Here is a 21,353-nt window from a genome sequence, read left to right as displayed (position 1 = left end):
GTTCGCAAGGCTCGCCCGGTCGGGTCGAACGTTCAAGAATCCAAGTCAAATTGGCACTTTGCGCTTATAAAACAAGCGCAAGCAGCTATCAAATTAATATCAAATCCGGTTGAGGCCTGCGAGCGCCCTGCTACCTCCCGGCCAGCAGCGCCCGCACGTTTTCATCCATGGGCACCGCATAGTTGTGCGCCGCCACCACGGTGTTGCCCACGGGGTTCACCAGCTTGAGGCTGATGTACACCACCGACGTGGACACCGCGTACGTGCCCACCACCACCGCCTGCGCGTCCTGGGCCTGGCTCACCTCGCGCACCTCGCGCGACAGCAGCAGCTCGCCCTGGTCGCGCTGCAGCAGCAGGTTCTCGCGCAGTTTCACCTCGGTCACCTTCAGGCCCCGGTGCACCATGCGGCCCGCGATCTGCTCGGAGAAGATGCGGCCCAGCCGCGACGATTCGGTGAGCCGGTCCACGCTGACCAGCGTGGCCACCAGCACGGGCTGGTGGGCGTCCAGCGGTGCGGTCTGCAGCAGCGCATCGGTGGCGCGTTCATTCAGCTCGATGAGGTTGCTGCGCGATATTCCGCCCGCCCGGTCGCCGTAGTAGTAGCTGTGCATGGGGTTGGTGGTCTCGCAGCCTTGCAGGCCCGCCAGCGCAAAAGCGGCGGCCGCCCACCAGCTGGCGGCGCGTGCGCCCCGGGGAGCTTGTTGCGGCGTCCACAGCCCCTTCATGGCGCCACCACCCGCCAGGTCTTGACGGGCGTCATCGGTGCAGGCGCGGGCGGCCGCTCGGGCTGATACAGCACCGCGTCGGCCCCCTCGATGTAGTACAGATCGGCCGTGCCGGCCAGGTACCTGTCGCGCGATTTGAGCGTGGATGTGATCAGCACCTCGGTGCGCGTGGGTCCGCCCGCGGCGGCGCCCTGGGTATAGAGCTGGGCCATGTCCAGCGCCACCCCGGCCCCCACACCCAAGGCCGTGGCCACACCCGGCAAAAGGGTACGGTCGGAATAGTGCACCGCCCAGTCGCGCCACACGCCCACGCCAGTGCCGATGATGGTGCCGGCCATGGGCACGGGCAGGCCGCGCGGCGAGCCAGACCCGTGCTGCACCAGCTGCGTCTGCACCTCCAGCTCCACCGCCGTGGGCACCGTGGACACCGCCACGCCCCGGTTCAGCAGGTGCACCTTGAGCAGCTTGAGAAAGCTCTGGTTGAAACTGGAGTTGTCCGCCACCGTGACGTACAACGGGTATTCGCCCTCGGGCCAGGACGCGATCTTTTCGGCCACGCGCCCGGCCACATCGCCCGCCAGCACATCCCAGTGGTGCACGGCACGGGCTTTCTTCTGGCCGGTGGCGGGGTAGTTGTCGGCACGCGGCACGTCCAGCGTGCCGCAGCCGACCAGCAGCGCTGCGCACAGCAAGGCTGCTGCGGCGGCCGGAATGCGGTGAAGGAAGGATGGCATGTGGGCCATGGTACTGGCGCCCGCCTGCTGCAATCGGCGCAACAAGGCCGTTTTTCCCGGTCAAAGCGGCCGTTTCAGCCCTTGGAGCCGCCCGCACGAACCTTCACAATCAACCCATTCATACCAACACTCCGTCACGACCATGCTCACCACAACCCGCACCCACCGCCTCGCGTCCTTGATGGCCCTCACTGCGGCTCTGGCGGGCTGCGGCGGCGCCACGGACAAGGACAACAACACGGCCGCCCCGCCGCCGCCCGCGAGCGCGCCCGTCACGCTGCATTTCGTGCAGCCCGCCGAGAACGTGCTCGAACCCGGCGCATCCGAGCCGCTGGCGGCCGACGTTACCGTCAACGGCGGCGCAGCCCCCAACGGCACGGTGGTCACCTTTACTGTCAGCCCCTCCGCAGCCGCCACCTTCTCCCCCGTGGCGCCCACCACCGTGGCCAGCGTGGCCAGCACCACGCTCACCGTGAGCAGCCTGCCGCCCAGCGCCACCTTCCAGGTCAGCGCCACGGCCACCAGCAGCGCCAACACGGCGGGCGACAGCCTCACGTACTACGTGCGCCCCACCCACAAAAACCTGCAGGTGCTGGTGCCCGCGTATTTCAGCGCCAGCGGCACCTCGTCGCCCTGGGCCACCCTCACCAGCGGCGCAGCCAGCTACCCGGACGTGCAGATCACCGCCGTGGCCAGCGCCAGCGACGGCGTGCTGACTGCGGACTCCGAGGTTGACGACGACCTGCTTACGGCCATCAAAGACTTCAAGGCCGTGGCGGGCACTACCAACAAAGTCGTCGCCTACGTGGCCACCTCGGGCAGCGGCGGGTCGCGCTCGGTGGCCGACGTGAAGGCCACCATCGACAACTACATCCGCCTCTACCCCGACCAGCTCGACGGCTTCTTCCTGGACGGCATGGCCACCGACAGCGCACGGCTGGCGTACTTTCAGGACGTCTACAACTACGCCAAGGCCCGGGCCTCGGGCATGAGCAAAGGCGCCACGCCGCCCAACGCGCCCACCGTGATCGGCAACCCAGGCACCTACCCCGTAGCGGCCTATGCGGGTGTGGCCGACACGTTGGTCACCTACGCAGGCAATGCCGCCGCCTACCAGGCCACAGACCCCCAGCCCGCCAGCACCTGGGTCTACGCCAAGGACAACACCGCCCAGGCCATGCTGGTTCACACCGCCAGCACCTGCACCGACATGCAGGCCGCCGTGAAGCACGCCCACCGGCCCCGCCTGAACACCGGCATGGTCTATGCCACCAACCTGGCCATCGGCGCCTCGTGGTCGTCACTGCCCACCTACTGGCAGCAGCTGCTGGGCACGGTGGATGCACTCAACAAGAAGCGCCCGCTGCCGCTGTGCTGATGCCACCGGGCAGGGCGCCGAACCCTGCCACACAGGCACCGCTGGCGGGTCGCGGGGCAAACCACCTGCCAGAGCGTGCGAACCGCAGCATCCCGCCGCCGACACGCTGCATGTCAGCCCGACCTACAACCCAGCAGGCCCGAGTCCCATCACAATCCGCGCATGATGACCGAGCCCACCCCTGCATCCCCGCCCGCACCCGCTGCCGAGCCGCCACAGCCAGACAGCCCCGCCGCTGACGCAGCCCCGACCTTGCCCCCCCACGCGCCTGTGGCGGACGGCCCCGCACCAGTGGCCCAAGCGGCCGAAGCGGCCCCACCCGCCAAAGCCAGGTCAACCCAAGACAGCCCCCCACCGCCTGCGCAGCTGCCAAGCGGCGCGCCCGCAGCCACCGCACCCCTCACCGGCCCGCTCATGCTCCACATGCCCGTGGACGTGCGCAACCTTTCGCTCGCGCTGCTGGCCCTGTTTGCCGGCGTGGCGCTGCTGCACTGGGCCAGCGCCGTGTTCATCCCCATCATGCTCAGCCTGCTGCTCACCACGGCGCTGCGGCCCGCCGTCGAGCTCCTGCGGCGCTGCCACGTGCCGCGCTGGCTGGGCGCGGGCGTGCTGCTCATCGCCATCGTCTTCGGGCTGGCGAGCGCCGCCTGGTCGCTGAGCGACGGGGCCGCGCAGCTCGTCGACTCGCTGCCCGTGGCCGCCAAGAAGGTGCGCGACAGCATCAAGGCGCGCGCAGGCACCAGCAGCCCGCTCGACACCGTGCAGAAGGCCGCCACGCAGATCGAGCAGGCCGCCAACGAAAACAGCGCCGCCAGCCCCACCCGGCGGGGCGTGCAGCGCGTGGTGGTGGAGCGCCCTCCGTTCAACATCCGCGACTACCTGTGGAGCGGCACCATGGGGCTGATGTCGGCCCTGGGCCAGCTCACCGTGGTGGTCTTCCTCACCTTCTTCGCGCTGGCCTCCGGCAACCTGTTTCGCAACAAGCTGCTGCGCATCGCGGGCACCAGCCTGGAACGGCGCAAGGTCACCATCCACGTGCTGGAAGACATCACCAACCAGATCCAGCGCTACCTGCTGGTGCAGGTGCTCACCAGCGCCCTGGTGGGCGTGGCCACGGGCCTGGCCTACTGGGCCCTGGGCCTGGAGAACGCGGCCGTGTGGGGCGTGGTGGCCGGGGTGCTCAACCTCGCGCCCTACATCGGCTCGGCCCTGGTCACCGGCGCATCGGCCCTGGTGGCCTTCCTGCAGTTCGGCACCCTGGACATGGCGCTGGCCATCGGCGGCGCGTCGCTGGTCATCCATACCCTGGTGGGCAACCTGCTCACTCCCTGGCTCACCAGCCGCACCAGCAGCATGAGCCCCGTGGCCGTGTTCGTCAGCGTGCTGGCCTGGGGCTGGCTGTGGGGCCTGTGGGGCCTGCTACTGGGCATCCCGGTGATGATGGCCGTCAAGGCGGTGTGCGACCGGGTGGAGGATCTGAAGGCGGTGGGGGAGTTGCTGGGGGACTGAGGTCCAGGCGCTGCTGCACGAACGCGGGAAGCTCGTCTGCAGGCACCGCCCGGCCGAAATACCAGCCCTGCACCTCCAGGTCCATGGTCCGGGGCAGCCGTTGCAGCTGCTCGGCGGTCTCGACCCCTTCCACCACGATGCCGCAGCCCAGCCCCTGGCAGAAGTTGAGCAGGCCTTCCAGCACCCGCCCTCCCTGCGCCTGCGCGCTGGCGAGCACGAAGCTGCGGTCGATCTTGATCGTATCGACCTCGAAGGCATGCAGGTAGCTCAGGGATGAGTAGCCGGTGCCAAAGTCGTCGATGGAGACCTTCGCGCCCACAGCGTGCACACGGGCGATGGCGTTGCGCATTCCGAAGACATCCGCGGCCAGGGCATCCTCGGTCAGCTCGATGCTGATGCAGCCGGCCGCTGGCGCGATCAGGTCCACCAGACGGATGCAGTGCTCCTGCGACATGAGCGTGGGGCCCGTGATGTTGATGGAAATGGGCAGCTCGAAGCCCGCGTTGCGCCAGCGCCGGTACTGCCGCAGCGCCGCAGCCGCCACCCACAGGTCCACATCCTTCATCAGGCCCGCCTCGGACAGCCAGGCCAGGAACGCCCCGGGGGGCTGGACGCGGCCCCGGGAATCGCGGGCCCGCAGCAAGGCCTCGCAGCCCGTGCACCGGCCGGTGCGCAGCGACACCTGGGGCTGGTACTCCAGGAAGAATTCGTAGTCCCCCATGCGGCGCACCTGGGCCAGCAGTTCCTCGCGGCGTGCCTGGCCTTGTTGTGCGACCACCACGGGATCGCGCGCATAGAGGCTTCCCTCCTCCTGCAGGCGGGTGAAGGTGGTGTCCAGCCCGGGCAGGTGCACGGTGGTTTCGTTGTGGCGCTCCAGCGAGCGCACCGCAGGCCCATACAGGCAGGCGCCGAGCAGCACCAGCGCCAGCTGCAGGGCCACCGCGCCCCAGTCGCCCTGGGTGCTGACATAGGCATTGAAGACGACCGGCGCATTGAGCGGCATGGGCATGCTGGCCACGGACACCCAGCCCGCCTGCACGGCCGCCAGCGCCAGACAGGCATTGAGGGCGGGCACGGCCAGGAACGGCAGCAGCATCCGCAGGTTCAGGATCAGCGGGATGCCGAAGAGCAGCAGCTCGTTCACGTTCAGCAGCGCCATCGGCAGACTCGCCAGCGCGAGCAGGCGCAGGCCGGGGCTGCGGGCGCGCCACAGCACGGCCAGCACCAGCGACAAGGTTCCGCCCGAGCCGCCGATGAAGGCAAATGCCCCCAGCAGGCCCGCGTTCAGGGGATGCTGCGGCACCTGATCGGCCAGCAGGGCCAGGGCGTTCCAGCCCACGGCCTGGTCCAGGGACTGGAACAGCGGCTGCAGCGCGTGGTAGCCGTGGATGCCAAAAAACCACAGCAGCGAATTCAGGCCCGTGAGCAATACGGCGTTGAGATAGGACTGATCGGGGTTGGCCACATCGATGGGCAGGCGCCAGTGCACCAGCCCCTCCCACTGCTGCAGCAAGGCCAGAACGACCACCAGCAGCGCGGTGGTGGCGATGCCGGGAACCACCATGTTCATGGCGTCCTCCACGTTCTCGCTGACCTGGGCCATGCGCGCGACCCGCAGCCCGCGCACCCGCATCAGCCAGGCCATCAGCGGCACGGTGACAAGCGGGGCGGCAATCGCGATGAACAGCACCAGCGTGGCCGCCGCCCGCGGATGGCCGCGCAGCAGGTAGGCGGCGAGCGCGGCATGGACGAAGCACAGAAAGGCCACCGGCAAGCGTGGCAACCGGTGGCGGATGGCCAGCATGTAGCCGATGGAGGCGGTGATCAGCAGCGGCAGGATGCGGCTGATCTCCCCGTGCAGGTCCGCCAGCAAGTCGGCCACGGAGGCCGGCAGGCCCAGCATGCGCGCCAGCACCGACAGCACCAGCAGGACGGCCGACACCATCAGGCACGGCAGGACCCAGAGCAGCCCTTCGCGAATGGCACGCATCGCGTCGGCCCTCGCCACGGCCTCCAGCCGCCGGGACAGCAACAGCCGCCAGAACGCAAGATCAATGCCCAAGCCATGCCTCCCACCCTGAAGCGACCGCGAGGATGCCGCCTGGAGCCTGCCCGGCAGCCTCCAGATTCCCCGCACCCGTCCGAAGAGGCGGCCGGCGATCTGCCCGCGTGTCCTCTCCCCCCTGGGCCCATGCTATCGGGCCTGCCCGCATCTTGCAAAGGGCGCCACCGCCCCCCAGGGAAGCCGACGACCTCAGCCCGTGTTGCGCAGCCCCGCAGCGATCCCGTTGATCGAGATGTGAATCCCCGTCTGCACCCGCTCATCCCCCTGCCCCGCGCGCCAGCGGCGCACCAGTTCCACCTGCAGGTGGTGCAGCGGGTCGATGTACGGAAAGCGGTGCTTGATGGAGCGGGCCAGCGCCGCGTTGTGCGTGAGGCGCTGCTTGTCGCCCGTGATGCGCGTGAGCGCCTCGGCCGTGCGGTGCCATTCGGCCTCGATGCTGGTGAACACCTTCTTGCGCAGGCGCGCGTCTGTCACGAGTTCGCTGTAGCGCGAGGCCAGCGCCAGGTCGCTCTTGGCCAGCACCATGTCCATGTTGGACAGCAGCGTGCGGAAAAACGGCCACTGGCGGTACATCTTTTGCAGCAGGGCCAGCTGGGTCTTGGGGTCCTTGCCTTCCAGGTTCACGAACGCATCGACCGCCGAGCCAAAGCCGTACCAGCCGGGCAGCGTCAAACGGCACTGGCCCCAGCTGAAGCCCCAGGGGATGGCGCGCAGGTCTTCGATCTTCTGGCTGGCCTTGCGGCTGGCGGGGCGCGAGCCGATGTTCAGTTCGGCGATCTCGCGGATCGGCGTGGAGTTGAAGAAGTATTCGGTGAAGCCCGGGGTGTCGTACACCAGCGCGCGGTAGCTGCCCATGCTGGCCAGCGAGAGCTGCGCGGCGGCGTCCAAGAACGCCTTGGTGGCGGGCTTGGTGGGCTGCAGCAGCGTGGCTTCGAGCGTGGCAGCCACCAGGGTTTCCAGGTTGCGTCGGCCGATCTCGGGGTTGGCATATTTGGAGGCGATGACTTCGCCCTGCTCGGTAAGGCGGATCTGGCCGCGCACGGTGCCGGGGGGTTGCGCCAGGATGGCCTGGTAGCTCGGGCCGCCGCCCCGGCCCACGGTGCCGCCCCGGCCGTGGAACATGCGCAGCTGGATGCCATGGCTGGTGGCGAGTTCGTCGAAGAGTTCGACGAGGGCGATCTCGGCGCGGTACAGCTCCCAGTTGCTGGTGAAGATGCCGCCGTCCTTGTTGCTGTCGCTGTAGCCCAGCATGATGTCCTGCTCGCCGCCACTGCGCTGCACCAGGGCGGCCACGCCGGGCAGCGCATAGAACTCGCGCATGATGGGCGCGGCATTGCGCAGGTCTTCGATGGTTTCGAACAGGGGCACCACGATGAGGTGGTTGCGCGACTCGGCATCGAGCGTGCCGTTCATCAGGCCCACTTCCTTCTGCAAGAGCAGCACTTCGAGCAAATCGCTCACCGTTTCGGTGTGGCTGATGATGTAGTGGCGGATGGCCTCGTGGCCGAAGCGCTCGCGCATCACGCGGGCGGTTTCGAAGATGGCCAGTTCGCCCTTTGCGTGTGCGGAATACTCAGCGCCCACCACGCGCAGCGGGCGCGCGTCGTTCAGCAGCTTGATGAGCAGCGCGCGCTTGGCGGCTTCCTGCAAGCCCGCGTAGTGGGGCTCGATGCGCGCCTTGGCCAGCAGTTCGGCCACCACCTCCTCGTGCTTGTCGGAGCTTTGGCGCAGGTCCACCGTGGCCAGGTGGAAGCCGAACACCTGTACGGCGCGGATCAGGGGGTGCAGGCGTTCGCCCGCCAGGGCCTCGCCATGGTGCGATTGCAGCGAGGCTTCGATCACCCGCAGGTCGGCCAGGAACTCCTCGGCGCTGCCGTAGGGGTTCTGCGGCACCACCGCATGGCGCGCGGCTTCGCCGCCGGTCAGTTCCTTGAGCGAGGCCGCCAGGCGGGCGTAGATGCCCGTGAGCGCGCGGCGGTAGGGCTCGTCCTGGCGGTGTTCGTTGGTGTCGGGCGAGCGCAGGGCCAGGGCCTCCATCTCGGCGGACACCTGCACCAGGCGCGCCGACAGCGACAGCTCGCCGCCCAGGTAGTGCACCTCGGTCAGGTAGTGGCGCAGGGCCACCTCGGCCTGCCGGCCCAGTGCGTATTGCAGGGTCTGCGCGGTGACGTTGGGATTGCCGTCGCGGTCGCCGCCGATCCACTGGCCCATGCGCAGAAAGCTGTGCACGGGGTACTGGCCCAGCTCGTTCTCCAGGTCGGCGTAGATCTTGGGGATCTCGCGCAGGAAGGTGGCCTCGTAATAAGAGAGCGCGTTTTCGATCTCGTCGGCCACGGTGAGCTTGCTGTAACGCAAGAGGCGCGTCTGCCACAGTTGGGCCACACGGGCGCGCAGCAGGGCTTCGTTGGCAGCCAGTTCGCGCGGGGTGAGCGCGTCCTTGGCGCTGTTGTACAGTTGGGCACGCACCTGGATGTCGTCGCGCACGGCCAGCAGCTGGGCAATGTCGCGCTCGGCATCCAGAATGCTCTTGCGCTGCACTTCGGTGGGGTGGGCCGTGAGCACCGGGGCCACGTAGCTGCCCGCCAGCGTCTGCGAAATCGTCTTGGGAGCGATACCCGCCCAGCGCAGGCGCGACAGGGCCACCTCGATGCTGCCCTCCTGCGTGTCCCCCGCGCGCTCGTGCACGGCGCGGCGGCGGATGTGGTGGCGGTCTTCGGCCAGGTTGGCCAGGTGGCTGAAGTAGGTGAAGGCGCGGATCACGCTCACCGTCTGGTCGCCCGACAGGGACTTGAGCAGCTTCTTGAGCGCGCGGTCGGCCTCCTGATCGGCATCGCGGCGGAACGCCACCGACAGCTTGCGCACCTGCTCCACCAGCTCATACGCGGCCACGCCCTCCTGCTCCCGGATCACGTCGCCCAGAATGCGGCCGAGCAGGCGGATGTCGTCAATCAGGGGCTGGTCCTTGTCGGATCGTTTCATGCGGTGGTCTCCGGAATGGGATGGGGGGGATCGCCGGCGCCGTCCGCCCGGCATGCCCCCGGGCCGCACCAGCCCCAGTGCGGGCGCATGCTAGCATCGCCCGCCCCTGAATGATTACAAACAGGTTACGAACTTGAGCATGCCCCAGACACCCCTCACCATCGTCATTGCCACGCGCGAAAGCCGTCTCGCCCTGTGGCAGGCCGAGCATGTACAGGCCCTTTTGCGCGCACGGGGCCACACGGTGGAGCTGCTGGGCATGACGACCAAGGGCGACCAGATCCTGGACCGGTCGCTGAGCAAGGTGGGCGGCAAGGGTCTGTTCGTGAAAGAGCTGGAGGTGGCGCTGGAAGAAGGCCGCGCGCACATCGCCGTGCACTCGCTCAAGGATGTGCCCATGGAGCTGCCCGAGGGTTTTGCCCTGGCCTGCGTGATGGAGCGCGAAGACCCGCGCGATGCGTTTGTCTCGCCCCGTTATGAAAACCTCGACGCCCTGCCCCAGGGCGCGGTGGTGGGCACCTCCAGCCTGCGCCGCCAGGTGCTGCTGCAGGCCCTGCGGCCCGACCTGAGGATCGAGCCGCTGCGCGGCAACCTGGACACACGCCTGCGCAAGCTGGACGAAGGCCAGTACGACGCCATCGTGCTGGCGGCGGCGGGCCTGAAACGCCTGGGGCTCGCCTCCCGCATCCGCGCCACGTTCGAGCCCACGGCCATGCTGCCCGCGGCGGGCCAGGGCGCGCTGGGCATCGAGGTGCGCAGCGACCGGCAAGACCTGATCGACGCGCTGGCGCCGCTGGCCCACCAGCCCACCTGGCTGACCGTGGCCGCCGAGCGCGCCGTGAGCCGCGCCATGGGCGGCAGCTGCTCGATGCCGCTGGCGGCGCACGGCACGCTGGCCGCCGGCGTGCTGCAGCTCGATGCCGCCTGGGGCGACCCGGACGGCCAGGCCCCGCTGGTGCGCGCGCAGGCCAGCGCCCCCGTCGGCACACTGGCGCAGGCCGAAGCGCTGGGCGACGCGATTGCCCAGCGCCTGCGCGCGGGCGGCGCACGGGGCGCGGACCCCGCCAGCCTTCCACAACCCTGAGGCGCCCATGCCCTCGCCCCGGGTGATCGTCACGCGGCCCGCCCGCGAGGCCGCGCACTGGGTGGAGATGCTGGGCGCGCACGGCATCGGCGCCGTGGCGCTGCCGCTCATCGCCATCGGCCCCTGCCGCGACCCCGCTGCGCGGCAGGCGCTCGCCCGGGCCAGGGCCCACCTTGCGCAGTACCGCGCCCTGATGTTTGTCAGTGGCAATGCCGTGGCCCATTTTTTTGGATCCAGTAGGCCTCCAGCGCTGGATGGAAAAGCGCTGGCAGCTATCAAAACAAGAGCATGGTCACCTGGCCCCGGCACGGCGCGCGCACTGGAGCAGGCCGGCGTGCCCTCGGCCTGCATCGACGGTCCGGCGCCCGATGCGCCGCAGTTCGACTCGGAAGCGCTGTGGCAGCAGGTGGCCGCGCAGGTACGGCCCGGCGACCGTGTGCTGATCGTGCGCGGAAGATCCGGCAGCGTGCCTGAGTCCGCCCAGGGCAGCGGCCGCGACTGGCTGGCCCGCCAGATCGAGGCAGCGGGCGGCACGGTGGAGTTTGTGGTGGCCTACCAACGCGGCGCGCCCCGCTTTTCAGCGCACGAGGTGGCGCTGGCGCAACAGGCGGCGCACGATGGTTCCCTCTGGCTGCTGAGCAGTTCCGAAGCCGTGGGCCACCTGGCCGAGGCCCTGCCCGGCCAGCCCTGGGGCGCCGCGCAGGCGCTGGCCACGCACCCGCGCATCGCCGAGGCGGCCCGTGCGGCGGGCTTTGGCGCCGTGCGGGAATGCCGTCCGGCCCTGGAAGACGTGGTGGCCTCGATAGAATCGGCGGCATGAGTTCCGTGCCCCCCAACGATCTGCCCCCTGCACCCGCCGCAGCCCCCGTGGCGGCGCCCGTGGGCGCACCCGCAGCGGGCCCCGCGCCTTCGCACGCCGCGCCGACACCCGCTCCCGGCCGGGGCGGCGCCGTGACGCTGCTGCTGGGCACCGTGGCGGCGGCGGCACTGGTCAGCAGCGGCCTGCTGTGGCAAAAACTCAGCTCCATCCAGGAGCAGCTCGCCCGGCAGTCTGCGGACTCGGGTGCGCAGGCGATCGAGGCCCGCACCATGGCCCGCCAGGCCGAAGAGCTGGTGCGCGAGACGGCCGCCCGCCTGTCGGTGGCCGAGGCGCGGGTGAGCGAGGTGGCGCTGCAACGCAGCCAGCTCGAGGAACTCATGCAGAGCCTGTCGCGCTCGCGCGACGAGAACCTGGTGGTGGACATCGAATCCGCTATCCGCCTGGCCCAGCAGCAGGCACAGCTCACCGGCAGCCTGGAGCCCCTGGTGGCCGCGCTCAAAAGCGCCAACCTGCGCATCGAGCGCGCCGCCCAGCCCCGGCTGGCGCCCGTGCAGCGCGCCATCGGCCGCGACCTGGACCGCCTGACCCGCGCCACCGTCACCGACACCGCCGGCCTGCTGGCCCGCCTGGACGACCTGGTGCGCCAGGTGGACGAGCTGCCCGTGCTCAATGCGGTGGCCCAGGCCGCCGCCACGCGGCGCCTGTCGGCCGCGCCCCCGGCGCCGGGCGGCATGCCGGCCTCCACCGGCGGCATGGCCTGGTGGCAGGCTGCGCTGCAGCGCAGCTGGGAAGTGGTGCGCGACGAGGCCCGGGGGCTGGTGCGGGTGAGCCGCATCGACCAGCCCGAGGCGATCCTTCTGGCGCCCGAACAGACCTTCTTCCTGCGCGAGAACCTCAAGCTCAAGCTGCTCAACGCCCGCCTGGGCGTTCTCGCGCGCCAGTTCGACTCGGCCCGGGCCGACCTGGCCGCCGCCACCGTGGCGCTGAACAAGTACTTCGACCCGGCCTCGCGGCGCACGCAGAACGCGGCCAGCACGCTGCAGACGGCCCAGGCCAGCATGAAGGCGGCCGAGCAGCCGCGCCTGGACGAAACCCTGTCCGCGCTGGCCACTGCCGCAGCGGGAAGGTAAATGAATCACCCCCTGAGTCGCTTCGCGCCTTCCCCCTCTCCTGCGGGAGGGGGACGCCACCGGTGGCCTGGCACAGCCAGTTCCACGGTGGCGCTCGCCTGGACCGCGCCCGTGCCACGGGCTGCGGGCGCCGCCTTGCGCGGTGGAATAACGGACTGACGACATGCGCGCAGCACTTTGGCTTTTGGCATTGTTTGGCGTGGCCGTGGCCGCCGCGCTGTTCGCGGGCAACAACCAGGGCACCGTCACCCTGTACTGGCCGCCCTACCGCATCGACCTGTCGCTGAACATGGTGGTGCTGTTGCTGGTGGGCGGTTTCGTCACCGTGTACGCGGCGCTGCGCGCGCTGGCCGCCCTGCTGGAACTGCCCCACCAGGCCCGCCGCTGGCGCGTGCAGCAAAAGGAGCGCGCCATGCACGCGGCCTTGCTCGATGCGCTGACCCACATGCTCGGCGGGCGCTTCATCCGCTCGCGCAAGGCGGCGGTGGCCGCGCTGTCGCAGGAACATGCGCTGGGCGCCGCCGGCGAGGCCGTGCCCCACGGCCGCCAGCTGCGCGCCCTGGCCCACATGATCGCGGCCGAGGCCTCGCACGCATTGCAGGACAGCGCCACGCGCGAGAGCCACCTGCAGGACGCGCTTCAGGAAGCCCCCGCGCGCGGCACCGTGAGCGAGCAGGAAATGCGCGAAGGCACGCAGATGCGCGCGGCCCGCTGGTCGCTGGACGACCGCGATGCGGGCGCGGCGCTCGACCGCCTGGCCGCCCTGCCCCAGGGCGCGGCGCGGCGCACGCTGTCGCTGCGCATCAAGCTCAAGGCGACCCGGCTGGCACGGCAGACGCAGGAGGCGCTCGATACCGCGCGCCTGCTGGGCAAGCACCGCGCGTTCTCGCCCGCCGCGGCCCAGAGCATCGTGCGCGGCCTGGCCACCGAGCTCATCAACAGCGCGCACGACACCGCGCAGCTGCAGCAGATCTGGATGTCGCTGGAGTCCTCCGAGCGCAACATGCCCGAACTCGCCATCCATGCCGCCCAGCGGCTGGCCGCCCTGGGCGGCGATGCCACCCAGGTGCGCGCCTGGCTGCTTCCGGTGTGGGAACGCATGGTGGACCTGCCCGACGCACTGGCCGAGCACCATGCGCTGAAGCTGGTACGCGCGCTCGAAGCCGGGCTGGACGCACTGGACGCGCCCTGGCTGGCCCGCATCGAATCCGCGCACCAGGCCAACCCGCGCGATGCGCGCCTGCAGTACCTGGCGGGCATGGCCTGCCTCAAGCGCCAGCTGTGGGGCAAGTCCCAGCAGCTGCTCACCCAGGCGGCGCAGCAGCTCGCCGACACCAGCCTGCGGGCGAGCGCCTGGCGCCATCTGGCGGAACTGGCCGAAAAGCGCGGGGACGAGGCCGCTGCCGCCGAGGCCTGGAAGAAGGCCGCGCTCGGCCAGTAAGCACCCCGGCCTCTCCCTTTTCTCAAGGCAGGCCGCCGCACCGCGCCGTGCGCGCTTGCGGTAACCGCCACCACGCGCCCCGCCGCGGTTTCAGTCCCTCGGCATGCACCCTGATGGGGCATTCCCCATGCCCAGCGCCTCCCCCGTCCCCGGGCCATGCACAAGCCGCACAGCATTGGGGAACTTTGAGCGCTCAGGCCCTCTCAATTCATTTTTTTTGAATTGAAGCATCAATCTGCCTGAAACCGAATGCGGTGACGGCTTTCTACACTGCCCCATTGCTTGACGAATGTCAGCCTTGGCCGAGAGGCGCTGGCCCGGCGCCTCCACCTGACCACCCGCTTTGCTTTTTGCTCCCAGATGACTGCCCCTGCCACCACCGCCTTCCCGGCCGCCGCAACGCCCCGCCGCTACACGCGCACCGCCATGCTTTTGCACTGGGTGCTGGGCCTGGCGCTGATCGGCCTGTTTGGCGTGGGCATCTACATGACGGGCCTGCCGTTCTCGCCGCAGCGGCTCAAGCTCTACAACTGGCACAAGTGGGCGGGTGTCACCCTCCTCGTGCTGTCGGTGCTGCGCCTGCTGTGGCGCGCCACGCACCGCCCCCCCGCACTGCCGCCAGCGATCGAGCAGGCCATGCCCGGCTGGCAGAAGCTGGCGCACCACGCCACGCACGGGCTGCTCTATGCGCTGTTCTTCGCCGTGCCGCTGATCGGCTGGGCCTACAGCTCGGCCGCCGGTTTCCCCATCGTGTTCTTGGGCCTGTGGCAGCTGCCCGACTTCGTGCCCGTGAGCAAGGAGCTGGCCGAGGCCATCAAGCCCTGGCACCAGTACACCGCATTTGCAATGGCGGGCCTCGTGGTGCTGCACATCGCGGGCGCGCTCAAGCACCAGATCGTGGACCGCGACGGCCTGCTCGCCCGCATGCTGCCTGGTGGATGAGGCGGGCCCCGAGCCGCTTCGCGCCGTCTCCCTGTTCGGCGGGAGGGGACCGCACCCGCAGGCCCGGCAGAGCCGGCTCCACGGGCGCACTGGCGGATGCGCGCCCCTGTCTTACACCAGCCGACCGCCCCACCTTCTCTTTTCTGTCTTTTGAACGGAGTTTTCGAATGAATCTGTCTTCTTCCACCCTGTCCCACATCGTGCTGGGCGCCGCCCTGGCCGTGGGCGCCCAGGCCGCCCTGGCCCAGCAACAACTGGTGCCCGCCCAAAGCGAAGTGCAGTTCACCGCCCGCCAGATGGGCGTGCCGCTGGACGGCCACTTCAAGAAGTTCAGCGCCCAGGTGGCGTTCGACCCGGCCAAGCCGGCCACCAGCAAGATCGCGTTCACGGTCGATACCGGCAGCGCCACGCTCGGATCGCGCGAGACCGATGCCGAGCTGCCCAAGCCCACGTGGTTCAACGTGGGGAAGTTCCCGCAGGCGCAGTTCGAATCCACCGCCATCAAGGCGCTGGGTGGCGGCAAGTTCGAGGTGGCGGGCAAGCTCACCATCAAGGGCACGGCGCAGAACGTGGTGGTGCCCGTCACGCTGACCCAAAGCGGGGCCAGCACCACCGCCACAGGCACGCTGCCCATCAAGCGCCTGGCGTTCAAGATCGGTGAGAACGAGTGGGCCGACACCTCGATGGTGGCCGACGACGTGACCGTGAAATTCAAGCTCGCGCTCACCGGCGTGGGCAAGATTTGAATGAAGCTCCCCCGGAGTCGCTTCGCGCCTTCCCCTCTCTCGCATTGCTACGCAACGCGGGAGGGGGACGCTGCCAGCGCAGCGGGGCGGCCCTTGTGCGGGAGCGCTGGCTTGAACGTGCCCGATCCCCGCGTCGCACGGCATTGAATCGCTGATTTCTTTCCTTTTTTCCTTCCTTTTCTTTCCACCACTGCTCCAGGAGTATTTACCCATGCGCAAGTCCCTGTTCTCCCTGCTCGCCGTGGCCGCTGCCACCGCAATGACCGCCGGCGCCGCGCAGGCCGCCAACTACGCCATCGACCCCACGCACACCTTCGTGACGTTCGAGATCGGCCACTTCGGCACGACCACGAACCGCGCCCGCTTCGACAAGAAGCAAGGCACCGTGGAGTTCGACCGCGCGGCCAAGTCCGGCAAGGTGGACATCACCATCGACACCACCTCGGTGAACTCGGGCACGCCCCCGTTCGACAAGCACCTGCAAAGCGCCGACCTGTTCGATGCCGCCAAGCACCCCACCATCAAGTTCGTGTCCGACAAGTTCAGCTTCAACGGCGACAAGGTCAGCGAAGTGGCCGGCCAGCTCACGCTGCTGGGCAAGACCGCGCCCGTCACGCTCAAGGCCACGCAGTTCAACTGCTATGACAGCCCCATGCTCAAGCGCGAAGTGTGCGGTGGCGACTTCGAGGCCACGATCGACCGCACCCAGTGGGGCATGAACTACGGCGTGGAGTGGGGCTTCCCCAAGAACGTGCGCCTGGTGGTGCAGATCGAAGCCGTGAAGCAGTAATCACGGTCGTCACTGCCCGCAGGGCGCCGCTGGCGCCTTGCCCGAAAGCCACCCGCAGCCTCAGCGCAGCGGGTGGCTTTTTTCTTCATTGCGCACACCCCATCCAGCGGGGTGCAAGCTGCCCGAGGGTGTATTCAGGCGGCGTCCAGCGAGGCGTCCAGGTCCCAGCCCTGCGGCCGCCAGGCCCACACCACGTCCGGCCGCAGCGCGCGCAGGAAGGCGGTGTCGTGCGACACCACGGCCAACGCGCCCGTGAAGGCCCCCAGCGCGGCCTGCAAGGCGTCCACGGCATCCACATCCAGGTGGTTCGTGGGCTCGTCGAGCAGCAGCATCTGCGCGGGCTCGCACGACCACAGGGCGCAGGCCAGCGCGGCCTTGATGCGCTCGCCGCCACTGAGCACACCGGCCGGGCGATGCACCTTGTCCGCATCCAGCCCGAGTTGTGCCAGGTGCGTGCGCAGCGCGGCTTCGGGCAGCGGCGAGCCCAGTGCCCGCAGCCGATCCAGCACGCTGCATTGCGGGGGCAGCGCGGCGGTGTTGTGCTGATCCAGCCAGGCGGCCCGCACGCCGCGCCGCACACCGCCTTCAGGCACGCCATCCGGCGCCGCGACCAGCCGCAGCAGGCTGCTCTTGCCACACCCATTGGGCCCGGTGATCGCTATGCGCACGGGGCCACTCCACACGCCGTTCAGCGCAGGCAAGCCCGGTGGGGCATGCGGCACCTGCACCTGCTCGAACGCCAGCACCTGCCTGCCCGCCGGCACGGCGCTTTGCGGCAGCACCAGCGCCGCGGCTGCCTGCGCGGGCACGCGCAGGGCAGCCTCGCGCACGGCCTCGTTCAGCCGCTGGCGCTCTTGCTGCTGCCGCTCGTGCTCGCGGCCGGCGTGGGCCTGTGCGCTGTTCTTCCGGCGGTCGAGCAGGATGGACGCCTGGTTGGTGGTGCGCCCCTCCGCGCGCCCGCGTGCCGCGCGGCGCTGCTGGGCGTCATGCTCGCGCTGCAGCGCCCGCAGGCCCTGCTCGCGCTCGGTGCGCGCGTGGTCCAGCGCGGCCTGGGCGGCGGCGGCCTCGGCCTGGCGCTGGGCCTGGTACAGCCCCCAGTGGCCGCCATAGCGCTGCAGCCCGGCGGGCGACAGCTCCACGATGCTGCCCACCGCGCCCAGCAATTCGCGGTCGTGGCTGGCCACCAGCACGCCGCCCCGCCACTGCGCCAGCGATTCCATCAGCCATCGCCGGCCCGCGCGGTCAAGGTGGTTGGTGGGCTCATCGAGCACCAGCAGCTCGGCATCGGACAGGAAAGCCCCCGCCAGCGCCACGCGCATGCGCTCGCCCCCGCTGAGCCGCTGCGCGGCGTGTGCCGGCGGCAGGTGGCCCAGCCCCAGCGCGTGCAGCGCCTGCCGCCAGCGCGCGGGCAGGTCCCACCGCCCATCGGCCACGAGCAGGTCATCGGGCGTGCCCTCGCCCGCCTCCAGCCGCGCCAGGGCGCCCAGCGCCGGCCCCAGCCCTGCGACGTCGGCCACCGTGGCACGGGGCGCAGCAGCCACCTCCTGCGCCACCACATGCAGCGAAGGATCGCCCAGAACGGCGCCGCTGGCGGGCTGCAGCGCGCGCGCCGCGAGCCGCAGGAAGACGCTCTTGCCGCAACCGTTGGCACCCACGATGCCCGTCACGCCCGGGCCCAGGGACACCGTCAGCGGACGGCCCCACAGGGCCTGGCCGCCAGGCGGGCTCCAGCCAACCTCGGCGAACTGCAGCACGGCCTGACCCGCGCCGGGCGCCGCATTGCCCTGCCCGGCAGGGGCCTGCGATGAAGGAGCAGAAGAAGATGATGATGATGGGAAATCAGCAGCCGAGGCTGCGGCAGCGCTGCGGCTGCCATGGGCGGATTCGCCCCGTGAAGGTGTCGCCATGCAAAAGCACTCCAGGCAAGACATGCAACCACCTGGCCCGCAAAGGGCGGCAGGGGAACGGCTTGAAGAGGCTCAAAGGCGCATGGGAGTAATACCTCGGCACGAATGGGTGTGACTGCGGAATGTACCGCAAATCACCCACATAAAAATTAACTTAACGTAAATCAATTACGAATAGTAGAATTGCAGCCATCCATTTGAGGAGACACCGCATGAATGCCGCCCCGACGCCCGATCTGGCCACCCTGCCCGCGCCTGCCGCCATCCAGCAGCTGCACCACTACGCCTACAAGGCCCGCGACGCGGAAGAGACGCGCCACTTCTACGAAGACATCCTGGGCCTGCCGCTCTACCACATCATCCAGAGCGACTACGTGCCCAGCACGGGCGAGTACTGCCCCTACACGCACTTCTTCTTCCGCCTGCGGGACGGCTCGTTCATCGCCTTCTTCGACCTGGGCGACGACGTGAAGGCCGAGCCCTCGCCCAACACGCCGCTGTGGGTCAACCACATCGCCTTCCGCGTGAACACGGTCGAGGAACTGGAGAACACCAAGAAGCGCCTGGAAGCCCATGGCATCGAGGTGCTGGGCGTGACCGACCACCACATCTTCCACAGCATCTACTTCTTCGATCCCAACGGCATCCGCCTGGAGCTGTCGGCCCAGCTGGCCAACGAGGAGCAGATGGCCAAGGACAGCACCGTGGCCCATGCGCGGCTCAACGAGTGGACGGCCCGCAAGGAGCAGTGGCGCAAGGAGCGCGCCGAGGGCAAGGTGGCCGCTCCGCTCAAGCCCCAGCAGAACGACCGGCCCGAGTACGTGCGCGGCTGAAGCGCAGGCCCAGGCCGCAGCGTGGCGCCGTGCGGCGCCCATATCAATAAAAAACGGCCGCAGCGCTTGATATTCAAGCGCTGATAGCTATACAAACTATAGCAAGCACTTTGCCTTCGCTAAGCGCGGAGCGCCACGGCGCGCCGCCGTCAGCCGCCCTGCTGCTGCGCCCGCATCACCTGGTGGCGTTGCCAGTAGTGGCCCACCGTGGCGTTGAACGGGTCTTTCTCCTTCTTCAGGCCGGCCAATTTGATCTTGCTGGTCTTGGCACCCAGGCCCAGGGCGTTCTTCTCGGGGTGGGTCACGATCAACGCGTTCCCAAAGCTGCTCTCCTTGTATTCGAGCGCCTTCACCGCATCCCAGAACACGGTGGTCCCGTCCGCACTCGTGCGGATGCCCTCGATGCTGACCTCCACCGTGTGGCCCCCCTTGAGCGCAAACACCACGGGGGGGAAGTACCGCAGCACCAGTGCGCGCTCTTCATCGGTGGCGGGTTCGTAGCGGTAGGCCAGGCTGCGTTCGTGGTCTTGTGCGAACTGCTGCTCGTAGTCGCTCCACAGGCGCTGCTCGATCGCATCGGCCGTCACGATCTCCTGCACCCAGGTCGCCGAGGGCGTACGCACGGCGATGGCGGCGTAGTCCCGCTCCTTGAGCGCCATGCCCACGTTGCGCAGGCGCTCGGGCATGGCCGGGTGCGAGTCGAAGGGGTGCGGCACGTTGGCCGTCTTCATGGCGTCCAGAAAATCGCCGGAGGCTGCATAGGGTGCCAGCCCCTGGGCCACGAAGCGGGCAATGCCCAGCGTGGTGTCGTCGTGCCGCTCATTGCGGCCAAAGAGTTCGGCCTCGATCTTGTAGCGGTACTGGGCATAGGCCGCGATCTTGACCAGCGACTGCGCGATCGCCGCTGGCGACGTGAGCTTGGCGGCCACGCGGTCGGCCTTGAACTCGCGCTCGCGGCTGTCGCGCGCCAGAGCGATCTCGAAGATGGTGCGGTACAGGTCCAGCAGGGGCGAAGCCATCGCCGTGAGCCCTCCGGTGCGCATGGCGTGCCGGTAGTGGTCGTACTGCACGAGCTTGGGGCCCAGCCGGGCGCTGCTGTGGGTGTCGCCGCCGCGCAGGTGGGCCAGTTCGTGGCCGAACACGGCATCGGCCTCGGCCTGGTCCAGGATGCGCAGCAGCGGCAGGCTCACGAACAGCGTGCGGCCCGTGAGCGTCTGTCGGCCCACCGTGAGCGGGGCCTCGGTCACGAAAAAATTGGCGTCGATGCCCGCCACGATGTGCCGGGGCGGATCGGTCTTGAGGCGCTGCGCCATGTGGCGGATGCGCTTCCACAGCAGGGGCGCATCGTCTTCGGACACCAGCTCGCCCACCGCATGGTTGCTGGACTGCGCGCGCTTGAAGATGCCCCTCACCGCCACCAGCACGCCCGCCAGCACCACAAAACCCACGAACAGCACCAGCTTGGGCGAATACTTGTGGAAGAAGAATGCAGTGACCCAGAACGACAGCCACACCGCCATCGCGCCCTGCACCAGCAGTGCCGCGGCGCTGGCAACGGTGGTCAGGCGCCAGCCCGTGACGAAACTCGTGTACTGCAGCGTGCGGTCGGCGAAAGCCAGGGCCCCCAGCCCCAGCACCGCCACCATCAGCACCGCGCCGGCCACCAGGGTCCAGAACGCCACCTTGCGGGCCATGTCGAACTGCCAGACATCCGAGAAGCGTTCGCACAGGGCTTCGCGGTAGTCCTGCGCCTCGGGGTCGGCGCTGCCGCAGATGGTGGATGGCGGGTTGCTGCGGTAGTAGTCCTTGCGGGCCTGCTTTTCGGCGGGCGCCATGCCCTTTTCAGCGTCGATGCGCTGGCCGATACCGGCCACGAAGCGGGCGTCCTGGTCGCGCTGTACATGACCGGCGAAGACATAGGTCACCGCCGGGATGAGAAAAAGCGCCAGCAGCGCATAGGCGAAGACCTTGGCAAGGCCCACGCGGAGTGCGGATTGAAGATTCATGGAGGGGACCGATTGGTTGTATGTTTTTGACCCAGGCGAACACAGGGAGCCGCTCCCCCCGCAGGGGCCCTCTCGCTCCACCGGCGGGATTATCAGGACGCAACCGCCAGCAGGCCCACCCACAAGGTAACAATTGGCGAGAAAAGCCCGATGGACGGGATCCCGGTGGTGGGGCCCGCCCGGCGGGAGCCCGCCAGCACTCCCGTAAAATGCCCGGTCCACTTCTTGTCCGTGGAGGCGCGCCCCGTGCCCGCCTCTTCCT

Annotated in this window: 16 protein-coding genes; 10 read left to right on the top strand and 6 right to left on the bottom strand. The window is 69.3% G+C overall.

Annotated features, from left to right (window positions below; genetic code table 11):
- Window positions 1-130 precede the first annotated feature (130 nt).
- Both AC07OD_RS21975 and AC07OD_RS21970 read right to left on the bottom strand, forming a co-directional pair.
- Entirely contained in the window at window positions 131-727 is a 597-nt protein-coding gene (locus tag AC07OD_RS21975; protein WP_494598010.1) for a FlgO family outer membrane protein, read from the bottom strand.
- A complete protein-coding gene (locus AC07OD_RS21970) occupies window positions 724-1,461 on the bottom strand; it encodes a hypothetical protein (RefSeq protein ID WP_228899943.1) in 738 nt (245 codons plus the stop codon). The genes AC07OD_RS21975 and AC07OD_RS21970 overlap by 4 nt, the downstream gene beginning before the upstream one ends.
- Before the next feature lie 142 nt (window positions 1,462-1,603).
- Between AC07OD_RS21970 and AC07OD_RS21965 the strand changes: the two genes are divergently transcribed.
- Together AC07OD_RS21965 and AC07OD_RS21960 are read left to right on the top strand one after the other, a co-directional pair.
- Window positions 1,604-2,839, top strand: coding sequence for a spherulation-specific family 4 protein (locus AC07OD_RS21965; protein WP_218341677.1), 1,236 nt, complete (start codon window positions 1,604-1,606; stop codon window positions 2,837-2,839).
- A gap of 165 nt (window positions 2,840-3,004) precedes the next feature.
- Entirely contained in the window at window positions 3,005-4,348 is a 1,344-nt protein-coding gene (locus tag AC07OD_RS21960; protein WP_494598101.1) for an AI-2E family transporter, read from the top strand.
- Here the strand turns inward: AC07OD_RS21960 and AC07OD_RS21955 are convergent.
- Window positions 4,287-6,338, bottom strand: coding sequence for an EAL domain-containing protein (locus tag AC07OD_RS21955; RefSeq protein ID WP_492255363.1), 2,052 nt, complete (start codon window positions 6,336-6,338; stop codon window positions 4,287-4,289). The two genes, AC07OD_RS21960 and AC07OD_RS21955, sit on opposite strands and share 62 nt — an antisense overlap.
- A gap of 264 nt (window positions 6,339-6,602) precedes the next feature.
- Window positions 6,603-9,392: a phosphoenolpyruvate carboxylase gene (ppc, locus tag AC07OD_RS21950; protein ID WP_218293753.1), complete on the bottom strand. Its 2,790-nt coding sequence runs from the start codon at window positions 9,390-9,392 to the stop codon at window positions 6,603-6,605.
- Window positions 9,393-9,531: 139 nt separating this feature from the next.
- Here ppc and hemC point away from each other — a divergent pair, with 139 nt between their 5' ends.
- The 7 genes from hemC (at window position 9,532) to AC07OD_RS21915 (ending at window position 16,345) form a co-directional block, all read left to right on the top strand.
- Window positions 9,532-10,476 carry a hydroxymethylbilane synthase gene (gene hemC / locus AC07OD_RS21945; RefSeq protein ID WP_494598009.1) on the top strand — a complete coding sequence of 315 codons (945 nt, stop codon included), beginning with the start codon at window positions 9,532-9,534 and terminating at the stop codon, window positions 10,474-10,476.
- Window positions 10,477-10,483: 7 nt separating this feature from the next.
- Window positions 10,484-11,296: a uroporphyrinogen-III synthase gene (locus AC07OD_RS21940; protein WP_494598008.1), complete on the top strand. Its 813-nt coding sequence runs from the start codon at window positions 10,484-10,486 to the stop codon at window positions 11,294-11,296.
- A complete protein-coding gene (locus AC07OD_RS21935; RefSeq protein WP_218293749.1) occupies window positions 11,293-12,426 on the top strand; it encodes a uroporphyrinogen-III C-methyltransferase in 1,134 nt (377 codons plus the stop codon). Before AC07OD_RS21940 ends, AC07OD_RS21935 begins: the two co-directional genes overlap by 4 nt.
- A 163-nt stretch (window positions 12,427-12,589) precedes the next feature.
- Window positions 12,590-13,867 (top strand): heme biosynthesis HemY N-terminal domain-containing protein, encoded by a 1,278-nt coding sequence (locus AC07OD_RS21930; protein WP_218293748.1) that lies wholly within the window; start codon window positions 12,590-12,592, stop codon window positions 13,865-13,867.
- Between the two features lie 360 nt (window positions 13,868-14,227).
- Window positions 14,228-14,809 carry a cytochrome b gene (locus AC07OD_RS21925; RefSeq protein ID WP_369641832.1) on the top strand — a complete coding sequence of 194 codons (582 nt, stop codon included), beginning with the start codon at window positions 14,228-14,230 and terminating at the stop codon, window positions 14,807-14,809.
- 167 nt (window positions 14,810-14,976) lie between these two features.
- Complete coding sequence (locus tag AC07OD_RS21920; RefSeq protein WP_369641831.1) at window positions 14,977-15,555, top strand: YceI family protein; 579 nt, start codon at window positions 14,977-14,979, stop codon at window positions 15,553-15,555.
- Window positions 15,556-15,766: 211 nt separating this feature from the next.
- Window positions 15,767-16,345, top strand: a complete 579-nt coding sequence (locus AC07OD_RS21915) for a YceI family protein (RefSeq protein WP_218293746.1) — start codon at window positions 15,767-15,769, stop codon at window positions 16,343-16,345.
- A 134-nt stretch (window positions 16,346-16,479) separates the two neighbouring features.
- Here the strand turns inward: AC07OD_RS21915 and AC07OD_RS21910 are convergent, their stop codons facing one another.
- Window positions 16,480-18,252: an ABC-F family ATP-binding cassette domain-containing protein gene (locus AC07OD_RS21910; RefSeq protein WP_494598007.1), complete on the bottom strand. Its 1,773-nt coding sequence runs from the start codon at window positions 18,250-18,252 to the stop codon at window positions 16,480-16,482.
- Window positions 18,253-18,464: 212 nt separating this feature from the next.
- Between AC07OD_RS21910 and AC07OD_RS21905 the strand changes: the two genes are divergently transcribed.
- On the top strand, window positions 18,465-19,085 hold the full coding sequence (locus AC07OD_RS21905) for a VOC family protein (protein WP_494598006.1): 621 nt from the start codon (window positions 18,465-18,467) through the stop codon (window positions 19,083-19,085).
- Between the two features lie 149 nt (window positions 19,086-19,234).
- Here AC07OD_RS21905 and AC07OD_RS21900 read toward each other — a convergent pair whose 3' ends face one another.
- A complete protein-coding gene (locus tag AC07OD_RS21900) occupies window positions 19,235-21,091 on the bottom strand; it encodes a M48 family metallopeptidase (RefSeq protein WP_494598005.1) in 1,857 nt (618 codons plus the stop codon).
- Window positions 21,092-21,353 lie beyond the last annotated feature (262 nt).

The sequence above is a fragment of the Acidovorax sp. GW821-FHT10E03 genome (assembly GCF_059415205.1).
Note: the sequence above shows the minus strand (reverse complement) of the source record. Positions and strands in the feature narration are given on the sequence as shown.

Bases quoted from the DNA above. Each gene is read 5' to 3' on its own strand.
- hemC (WP_494598009.1), top strand. From the start codon at position 9,532: ATGCCCCAGACACCCCTCACCATCGTCATTGCCACGCGCGAAAGCCGT.
- AC07OD_RS21975 (WP_494598010.1), bottom strand. From the start codon at position 727: ATGAAGGGGCTGTGGACGCCGCAACAAGCTCCCCGGGGCGCACGCGCC.
- AC07OD_RS21960 (WP_494598101.1), top strand. From the start codon at position 3,005: ATGACCGAGCCCACCCCTGCATCCCCGCCCGCACCCGCTGCCGAGCCG.
- AC07OD_RS21965 (WP_218341677.1), top strand. From the start codon at position 1,604: ATGCTCACCACAACCCGCACCCACCGCCTCGCGTCCTTGATGGCCCTC.
- AC07OD_RS21970 (WP_228899943.1), bottom strand. From the start codon at position 1,461: ATGCCATCCTTCCTTCACCGCATTCCGGCCGCCGCAGCAGCCTTGCTG.
- AC07OD_RS21920 (WP_369641831.1), top strand. From the start codon at position 14,977: ATGAATCTGTCTTCTTCCACCCTGTCCCACATCGTGCTGGGCGCCGCC.
- AC07OD_RS21955 (WP_492255363.1), bottom strand. From the start codon at position 6,338: ATGCGTGCCATTCGCGAAGGGCTGCTCTGGGTCCTGCCGTGCCTGATG.
- ppc (WP_218293753.1), bottom strand. From the start codon at position 9,392: ATGAAACGATCCGACAAGGACCAGCCCCTGATTGACGACATCCGCCTG.
- AC07OD_RS21905 (WP_494598006.1), top strand. From the start codon at position 18,465: ATGAATGCCGCCCCGACGCCCGATCTGGCCACCCTGCCCGCGCCTGCC.
- AC07OD_RS21930 (WP_218293748.1), top strand. From the start codon at position 12,590: ATGCGCGCAGCACTTTGGCTTTTGGCATTGTTTGGCGTGGCCGTGGCC.
- AC07OD_RS21935 (WP_218293749.1), top strand. From the start codon at position 11,293: ATGAGTTCCGTGCCCCCCAACGATCTGCCCCCTGCACCCGCCGCAGCC.
- AC07OD_RS21940 (WP_494598008.1), top strand. From the start codon at position 10,484: ATGCCCTCGCCCCGGGTGATCGTCACGCGGCCCGCCCGCGAGGCCGCG.
- AC07OD_RS21900 (WP_494598005.1), bottom strand. From the start codon at position 21,091: ATGAATCTTCAATCCGCACTCCGCGTGGGCCTTGCCAAGGTCTTCGCC.
- AC07OD_RS21925 (WP_369641832.1), top strand. From the start codon at position 14,228: ATGACTGCCCCTGCCACCACCGCCTTCCCGGCCGCCGCAACGCCCCGC.
- AC07OD_RS21910 (WP_494598007.1), bottom strand. From the start codon at position 18,252: ATGGCGACACCTTCACGGGGCGAATCCGCCCATGGCAGCCGCAGCGCT.
- AC07OD_RS21915 (WP_218293746.1), top strand. From the start codon at position 15,767: ATGCGCAAGTCCCTGTTCTCCCTGCTCGCCGTGGCCGCTGCCACCGCA.